The organism is Endozoicomonas sp. (genome assembly GCF_051008435.1).
Classification (GTDB): Bacteria; Pseudomonadota; Gammaproteobacteria; order Pseudomonadales; family Endozoicomonadaceae; genus Endozoicomonas_A.
Window position 1 is genome coordinate 1 of sequence record NZ_JBPCXO010000289.1, and the last position, 8,342, is coordinate 8,342.

At 47.5% G+C, this 8,342-nt stretch carries 9 protein-coding genes and 1 pseudogene; 8 read left to right on the forward strand and 2 right to left on the reverse strand.

Annotation, left to right across the window (positions count from 1 at the left end; all coding sequences use genetic code 11):
* Positions 1–126 precede the first annotated feature (126 nt).
* Positions 127–272, forward strand: a pseudogene (locus ACR2PX_RS14620) (IS701 family transposase); the annotation flags it as partial.
* 3 nt (positions 273–275) lie between these two features.
* On the opposite strand, the gene ACR2PX_RS14625 reads toward ACR2PX_RS14620, so the two are convergent.
* A complete protein-coding gene (locus ACR2PX_RS14625; RefSeq protein WP_434000094.1) occupies positions 276–1,517 on the reverse strand; it encodes a hypothetical protein in 1,242 nt (413 codons plus the stop codon).
* A 9-nt stretch (positions 1,518–1,526) separates the two neighbouring features.
* Entirely contained in the window at positions 1,527–2,096 is a 570-nt protein-coding gene (locus tag ACR2PX_RS14630; protein WP_434000095.1) for a hypothetical protein, read from the reverse strand.
* A gap of 380 nt (positions 2,097–2,476) precedes the next feature.
* Here ACR2PX_RS14630 and ACR2PX_RS14635 point away from each other — a divergent pair, with 380 nt between their 5' ends.
* The 7 genes from ACR2PX_RS14635 to ACR2PX_RS14665 form a co-directional block, all read left to right on the forward strand.
* Positions 2,477–3,931 carry an RNA polymerase factor sigma-54 gene (locus ACR2PX_RS14635; RefSeq protein WP_434000096.1) on the forward strand — a complete coding sequence of 485 codons (1,455 nt, stop codon included), beginning with the start codon at positions 2,477–2,479 and terminating at the stop codon, positions 3,929–3,931.
* 147 nt (positions 3,932–4,078) lie between these two features.
* Positions 4,079–4,390 (forward strand): ribosome hibernation-promoting factor, HPF/YfiA family, encoded by a 312-nt coding sequence (gene hpf, locus ACR2PX_RS14640; RefSeq protein WP_034832666.1) that lies wholly within the window; start codon positions 4,079–4,081, stop codon positions 4,388–4,390.
* Between the two features lie 14 nt (positions 4,391–4,404).
* Positions 4,405–4,857, forward strand: coding sequence for a PTS sugar transporter subunit IIA (locus ACR2PX_RS14645; protein WP_434000097.1), 453 nt, complete (start codon positions 4,405–4,407; stop codon positions 4,855–4,857).
* Between the two features lie 427 nt (positions 4,858–5,284).
* Positions 5,285–6,142 (forward strand): RNase adapter RapZ, encoded by an 858-nt coding sequence (gene rapZ / locus ACR2PX_RS14650; RefSeq protein WP_434000098.1) that lies wholly within the window; start codon positions 5,285–5,287, stop codon positions 6,140–6,142.
* Positions 6,142–6,411: an HPr family phosphocarrier protein gene (locus ACR2PX_RS14655; protein ID WP_434000099.1), complete on the forward strand. Its 270-nt coding sequence runs from the start codon at positions 6,142–6,144 to the stop codon at positions 6,409–6,411. The genes rapZ and ACR2PX_RS14655 overlap by 1 nt, the downstream gene beginning before the upstream one ends.
* 201 nt (positions 6,412–6,612) lie before the next feature.
* A complete protein-coding gene (gene mgtE, locus ACR2PX_RS14660; protein ID WP_434000100.1) occupies positions 6,613–7,971 on the forward strand; it encodes a magnesium transporter in 1,359 nt (452 codons plus the stop codon).
* A 155-nt stretch (positions 7,972–8,126) separates the two neighbouring features.
* On the forward strand, positions 8,127–8,342 hold a 216-nt coding region (locus tag ACR2PX_RS14665), incomplete at its 3' end, for a hypothetical protein (RefSeq protein ID WP_434000101.1).

Consider the following 8,342-nt stretch of genomic DNA (forward strand, 5'->3'; position numbering starts at 1 on the left):
GGCGTAGTGAGGGTGTTGCACACATGTCTGATCCTTCAGAAATTTTGATCCTTATAAATCAATCGTCTCCTGAAGGCTATTTCTGTTGCAACCCCTCACTTTTCATCAGCCAACCTGTAAAAGCCCCAGAAAATGCAAATAGCGCAAGAGTTTACGAATATTTATCAGCACCAACGGGGCTATTTAAAGAGACGGTTGGTAAATTCATTGAGAGTTTTGCAAAGAGTAAAGACCACCTGCTACCAAAATTAGCAGGTGCCATCAATGCGTAAGTCCTAGAAGTGACCACCCATGATCGATCTGCCGCAATGTAGAATCATGGCCTCAGGTTTAGCTTCCAGCTCCCGTAATTGCCCTGCAGGGCCACCAGCACGTATTTTGATTGCCCCAAACACATACCCCAACGACTTTGTCAGGCGCTGCGCCAGCCTGGTACTGCCAAACTCACTGTATTTGTTGGCTCCAAGACATAAGCGAAAGTCTTGCCTCTCTGACAAATCAACACTGAACGCATACTGAAAAGAAGTAGGGTATTTTCCTCCAGGAAGATCAGACAGGTCAGACCACTCTACCTGCTGAGGATGCTTCTTACTTTCCGGGGCATCAAGAAATGCCTTTACGCTGTCGTTAATCGAACCACTGGCAATAAGAGGTATATCCAACTGAGGTAACTTATCCTGACTCTCTAACCAGCTTGTGTACTCCTTGCCTTCACGCTGAGTCACTTTCCGAGTGTGTAGATTAAGCGCAGAGCTATCTGATATTTCTGCTTTAAAACTGGCACACACTCCTAATAAAAAAGCATTGGCATCATTATGCTGAAGCCCACTTAACAGCCTCTCTTGATACTCACCATTCTGACTAGGACTCCCCCCTCTTCTGGAAAACTCAATACAACCCTGAAGCCCGGAACCTGGCTGCCCCCCCAAAAAGATGAGCTGATCCGTAAAGGCACGAATCTTACCCTGATCGACTGGAGCCTTATCCATCTCGACAAAAACAGCTGACAAAGCTTCTCTAACCGTTTCTATACTCGCATCACCATTGGCTGATTGTTTTTCCTGCCATATTTTTTTAATCGAGCCCAAATCACTGCTGCTCAATGTTTCTCTCAGCAAATGAAAGCTGGCGTTAATAAAACAACGATTAGCATAAGGATCCGGCAGACCCGGAAACTGATTAACCTGAACCATTGCAAGTTCTTCGACCAGCGCTTTCAAATCCAGTCCGGGACAGGCTTTTTGATCTTTTTTCAGACGGTCCCGCACTTTATACAAGGCAAGCTTCAACTTATAAACATCATCGTAAGGAAGACGGTCCTCAAATCCTTTACCAAACAAACCATCCACAGCCATAGACTGGGTAAATTCATCCATTTTAATCAACTCTGAGGGTGCCAGCTCGTAGCCCATTTCCCGGAATATTTGTTGTTGATCGAGTAAAAATCTTTTTAAACGGGCTATTCTATTCTGCTTATTCTGTTCAATGGCTTCTTCTGTCTTGACTCGCTTTGCCACAGGCTTCTTTTAAGTAATCGAATGCTTTCGGTCAGCCCTTTCTTCAGGAATAGGTTTATGAAGCCTATTCTCATCATCTGACTCCAGTTCAAATGTCCAGTTATGCCACTCAGGATCAGAACGCTGCATGGCCATTCCGGAGCCTCCGACAGGCGTTACTATAGGCAACGGATATTTTTTAGGCGTAGGGGAGTCCGGTGGAGTATCGGGTCGATAAGCAGGATTGTCAGTCACCCTCACCTGATTATCCAACTTTCCTGTCACCTCCCCTAACTTCTGAAGACTCTCTTGATTCCTGAGAATGGAATGCACCAACAGCTGTTGGCTGATCTGTTGCAGATAACGGGTAGATTGCTGTATTTCAACCACTCTTTCCTGAGAGGGCGTTGAACCGGCAATAGAATCCACGCCTGTTCTTATGGGTGAGGCAATACAACTCCCCACGTTAAAGTAACGGACACTGTATGGCCCCATCTGGCCGGAATCAGAGGCATAAGCGGGCCCAGTGGCAACCGTTGGCTGACTTGAAGTTGATGTGGAAGTTGAAGACGTCACTTCCCCCAGTCCATCCATGCTCATGAAAATCACTCTAACGTGCCTGTCTATAAAACTTATCGACACAGACTTCGAAATAATCGACTTTCACTCAAATCCTTCTTCCGTTTTCTATTCCTCGAAAGGGTTTTAAGTGTCTAAACTACTTGCCTGGACCCTAAAGCTTTTTGTCATCCGGGCCTTTAAAACAAGGGATAACCTGTCTTCTACATGAATGTTTTTTTCATACACGTCATGATGAATCCACTTCCCCCGAAGCTTCAGATGTGATTATAATCGCGATGACATGGAGAGTAGCCCAATCATAAGAATGAGCAGGCACTGAGAAATAACTGCCGAGGGCTCACGCCACCTATCCTGGCACCCTCAGTGCAGACATCGAAGTAAAGGTATACGGTTGCCCTATGAAGCCATCCTTACAGCTAAAAATGGGCCAGCAGCTGACCATGACCCCTCAGCTGCAACAGGCCATACGGCTTCTACAACTTTCCACTCTGGACCTGCAGCAGGAAATCCAGGAAGTTCTTGAATCCAATCCTATGCTGGAGTCTGAAGAGTCTGTAGAAGAACCGCCTGCATCCCGCGATGAGGGAGAGCAGCCTGTCGATTTCAATGAAAAAGCAGAACAGACTCCAGAGCCAGAAGAGTCCGAATGGGCTGAAAGTATTCCCAACGACCTGCCCGTTGACTCCGGATGGGATGATGTTTATTCCAGCCTGCCTGCAACATCCGATGAAGAACATGACCCTTTTGCCCGATCCCGAGCCTCTGAATCTCTTCAGGATTACTTGGAATGGCAACTGAATCTAACCCCTATGACAGACAGGGACAGACTGATGGGTCTGGCTGTCATAGAAGCTACCAGCAATGATGGTTACCTGACCCATTCTCTACAAGAAATTTATCAGTCATTGCAGGCCCAGCTAGAAGAACTGGATTTTGAAGAGCTTCAGGTCATGCAGCGACGCATCCTGCATTTTGATCCGGTAGGTTGTGCCAGTGCCAACCTGAAAGAATGTCTGGAAGTTCAGCTGAACCAGCTGCCCAAAGAAACTCACTTTCTGAAAGAAGCTCGCTTACTTATCCAAAATCACCTGCAGGCACTTGGCAGCCGTGACTATGCTCAGATCATGCGCCGCACCCGCCTAAAGGAGCATCAGCTGAGAGAAGCCCTGAATCTGGTGCAAAGTCTCAACCCAAGGCCCGGAGCTGAGATTGGCCAGACTGAAACAGAATACGTCACACCGGATATTTCTGTGGCCAAAGTCAAAGATCGATGGGTCGTTGAACTAAACTCAGAATCCCTACCCAGACTTCGCATCAACAACAGCTACGCTTCCATGGTACAGCGCGCTAACAACAGCCGCGACAACGTATTCATGAAAAACCAGTTACAGGAAGCCCGGTGGTTTCTGAAAAATCTGCAGAGTCGTAATGAAACCCTGCTCAAGGTCGCCGGCAAGATAGTTGATTTTCAGAAAGAATTTCTGGAACAGGGCGAACAGGCTATGAAACCTTTGGTACTGGCCGACATTGCTCAAGCTGTCGATATGCATGAATCGACTATTTCAAGGGTCACCACCCAGAAATACATGCACACACCCAGAGGCGTGTTTGAACTGAAATACTTTTTCTCCAGTCATGTCAGCACAGACTCAGGTGGCGAGTGTTCATCCACAGCCATCAGAGCCCTGATCAAAGAGCTGGTATCCGAGGAAAATCCTAAAAAGCCTTTGAGTGACAACAAAATTGCTGGTTTGCTGGGAGATCAGGGGATCAAAGTTGCCAGAAGAACCATCGCCAAATATCGCGAATCGATGAATATTCCACCATCGAATGAACGCAAGCAACTTATCTGAGCCTTTATACCACAAATCGACCAGTAGATTTTTTGTCTCAGAACAGCGCCAACTGTCATTGACAGTGATAGACTTTCAATCAGGGCTGCCCATACAATCCCGGGGGCAGCCCAATGTTGAGAATCGGGATCAGCAGGAGAGCGTTACATGCAAGTCAACATCAGTGGACATCATGTAGAAGTGACTGAAGCTCTAAAAGACTACGTCACCAAGAAACTCGACCGCCTTGCCGCACACTTTGACCAAATCACAAACGTTCAGGTCACCCTGAGTGTTGAGAAATTGAATCACAAAGTGGAAGCGACTCTGCATATACGTGGGGCGGATATCAATGCAACCGCTGAGGCTGAAGATATGTACGCTGCCATTGATGACATGTCGGACAAACTGGATCGACAACTCGTTAAACACAAAGAGAAGACGCTTGACCGGCTTCAGGGTGCCAGTGGCCGCCTGTAAGCAACGATCGTTGTATGATTATCGATAATATTCTCACCCCCGGGCGCACCCTCTGCGGTGTGCAGGGGGCCAGCAAAAAGAAAATCCTGGAAATCATTGCGGAAATCATCAGTGAACATGTTCCCGCCATAAACACCAAGGATCTATTTAACAGCCTGATTAGCAGAGAGCGACTCGGTACTACCGGGTTAGGCGGCGGTATTGCCCTGCCTCACTGTCGCTCCAGTGCCTGTCAGCACCCTACTGGACTGTTGATTAAACTGTCTGAACCTGTCGATTTTGATTCTGTGGATAAGCAGCCTGTCGATCTGGTTTTTGCACTCATAGTTCCGGAGGAGAACACTCAGGAGCACTTAAACATATTGCAAGCCCTGGCTGAACGCTTTCAATCCGAAGTGTTACTCAGTCAGATGCGCGCAGCAGAAACACCCGAAGCGCTATACAGCATCATCTGTCGCCCTGTCTAACGGAGACAAATGAAAAACATTTTGCATGCCTGTCTGGCAACAGAGGCAGGCAAAATGTTTTCTGCTTCACCTAACCTCTTCTTTCTCCCTTCCAGGTCACCGCCCCAGTGCATATTTCTCCGTCAAAACTGCATGCGATAGAAATATCCGGACTATGCTTGAAATAAAAGAAAGCGACTGGTTCTAATCTCATTGGGTTTTGATAGACTTGCCTCACCCGGAATCAGGTGAGATGCCTGTCTCATGAGACGCCATACTCCTGCTTACTCATGAGCCTGAATATGGCCGGTGTTCGTCAGCCTCCAAAGGCATTATCAGGCATTACCTGTTATTGAGAGCGACGTTAAACCAGATCCAGCTCAGCCACGATCATGAAAAACAATCAGGCAAACTGTTTACACGGTCAAAAAATCGGGAAGGACACACCATGAAATTGATCATTATCAGTGGGCGTTCGGGCTCCGGCAAAAGCTCTGCCCTTCATGCCCTGGAAGATGAAGGTTTTTATTGTGTAGACAACCTGCCAGCCAGCATGCTTAATGACCTGCCTGCCAACCTCAAGAGTAGCCTGGGTGAGCCACCCCGCATGGCCGTGAGCCTGGATGTCAGAAATGTACCTGGAGCTCTGGAACGTTTTCCAAAACTGCTGGATAAATTAAAAAAACAAGGCGTTGAATGCCAGGTCGTCTTTCTGGACGCAGACAGCGACAGTCTGATGAAGCGATACAGTTCAACCCGCCGTCGCCACCCTCTCAGTAATGACGAAGTCTCATTAACTGAAGCGATAAACCTGGAAAAAAAACTGCTGGCTCCTTTGGCAGAAGAAGCCGATATCAGGCTCGACACCTCCCCCCTGTCGGTTCATGAAATAAGAGAACAAATCCGTCAGCGTGTGTGTGGATCCAACAGTAAAAGCATGACACTGATGATCCAGTCCTTTGGCTTCAAGCATGGTATGCCCATTGATGCTGACTATGTTTTTGATGTGCGCTGCCTGCCCAACCCTTTCTGGGTAGAAGCACTCAGACCTTATACGGGTCAGGATCAACCTGTTAAAGATTTTCTTGCCGCAGAACCCATGGTGGATGAGATGTTTGAAGATCTCAGCACATTTGTGGAAAAATGGTTACCAAAGTTTGAATCTGGTCAGCGCAGTTATCTGACCATTGCGATCGGATGTACGGGTGGGCAACACCGTTCTGTGTTTATCAGCGAAAAATTGGGCGAGTGGCTCAAAGAACGTTTTGACTGCGTACAGGTCAGACATCGGGAGCTTTCCAAATAATGATCGAGAAGCAGATCACCATTATTAATAAACTCGGCCTTCACGCACGTGCAGCATCCAAATTTGTTTCTACTACGTCAGCTTTTGCCAGCCAGGTAAAGGTTAGTTTTAATGGTCGAGAAGTAGATGGAAAAAGCATCATGGCCGTGATGATGCTGGCTGCAGGAAAAGGTTCGGTCCTTGACTTAACCTTTGAAGGTCATGATGAAGAAGAAGCCTGTACGGCGTTGTGCAATCTGATCAATGATTTTTTTGAAGAGGGTGAATAGTCATCCTCCTCATTAGTCAATCTCTGTTTATACTGGTATTTCCAATAGTCTGAGCTGATTGAAAAAATAAACAGGCTCAGTGCAAACAAACAACAAACCATTGCATACGAACATACTGAGTCTGACTGTGCAGGCTTGATCGTATCCAGAACAGAAGGTCGTTAATCTGACACTTCTGCCGAAAGAGTCGAGCACGCATCTATGGTACAGCAGCTACAACTGAGTATCGGAGACAAGGCATTTCAGGAGCTCAACGAAGCCCTGGAGCATGGCGTTTCTCCTGAGCTCAGGCGTATGCTGAATGGTCTTCCAGCACCGGATGCAGCCCACCTGCTTGAATCCTCTCCTCCCAAACTTCGCAGTCTGCTTTGGCGCCTGATTGATCGCGAAATGGAAGGCGATGTATTGCAGGAGCTAAGCGATGAAGTCCGGCAGTTCTTCCTCGACAGAATGAATGTGGCAGAGTTGAAAGCCATTACTGAAGGCCAGGATGTCGATGACATTGCCGACCTTCTGCAACAACTGCCTGGCACTATCACGCGAAAAGTCCTGGATTCCATGGACAGCCAGGACAGACAAAGGGTGGAAGTGGTTCTTTCCTACCCCGAAGACACCGCAGGCGGTCTGATGAATACTGATGTCATCACAATCCGTCCCAGTAGCACCCTGGATGTTGTCTTACGTTACCTCAGACGCCATCAGGACATTCCGGAGATGACAGACAGCCTGTTTGTCGTCAATCGCAGAGACGAATACATTGGTGCTCTCCCTTTATCAGTTCTTCTGACCACAGACCCTTCAGCCACTGTTTTTGATGTGATGCAAAGCGATCTGGAACCCATCGCAGCGGATATGGAAGACAGTCAGGTCGCACAGCTGTTTGAACGTCAGGATCTGGTATCGGCCCCCGTCATTTCACAACAGGGCCAGTTGCTGGGTCGTATTACCATTGATGACGTTGTGGATGTTATCCGGGAAGAAGCTGAACACTCCATGATGAGCATGGCGGGCTTGGATGACGATGAAGACACCTTTGCCCCGGCACTGAAGACAGCCCGCCGACGAGCTGTCTGGCTGGGTATTAACCTGATCACAGCATTTATTGCTGCTTCCGTCATAGGTGTGTTTCAGGCAACCATCGACAAAGTCGTCGCCTTGGCGGTACTTATGCCAATCGTTGCAGGGATGGGCGGCAATGCGGGCGGCCAGGCTCTGACCCTGGTGATACGGGGGATGGCATTAGGACAGATCAGCAAAACCAATCTTCGATGGCTGCTCAGTCGCGAGCTGATGGCAGGCTTTCTCAACGGTATACTTTGGGCTGGACTGGTTTCCCTGATTGCTTATTTATGGTTTCAGGACCCTATCATTTCACTGGTTATCGCCTGTGCCATGGTCATTAACCTCAGTACTGCGGTAATAGTCGGTGCTAGCCTTCCCGTCATTCTCAAGTCCCTGAATATCGACCCCGCTTTGGCTGGCACGATAATACTAACTACGGTCTCTGATGTGGTCGGCTTTTTGTCCTTTCTCGGATTGGCCACTTTGTTTTATAGCTAGATCTAAAATCGAACCTTCTGGTGCCCCATCTCCTATCTAGAAAATTGACTTGCCGCCCATAAATATAATTCTTAAATAACATTTATTTGAACTTTACAGAGCCTTACCTCTCTAACCAATCTTACTGCCTTATTAAAGTCAGGACAAAAATAAAAATGCACTGCTACAAAAACTTATTATTGGGCTGCTTATTGACCCTGAACTCTCTTTCTGTTCTTTCAGAAACAGTTTTAATTGATTACTTATACTCGATTCTGCAGTTTTTAGCGTTTGACGAAGGAAGATTCTTGTGGACTGCGGAACCAGTCTACTACTGTGACTCTTGTGCCAAGCCTAGCGAGGTACAATCAACATCACAGCAGCAGGCTGGC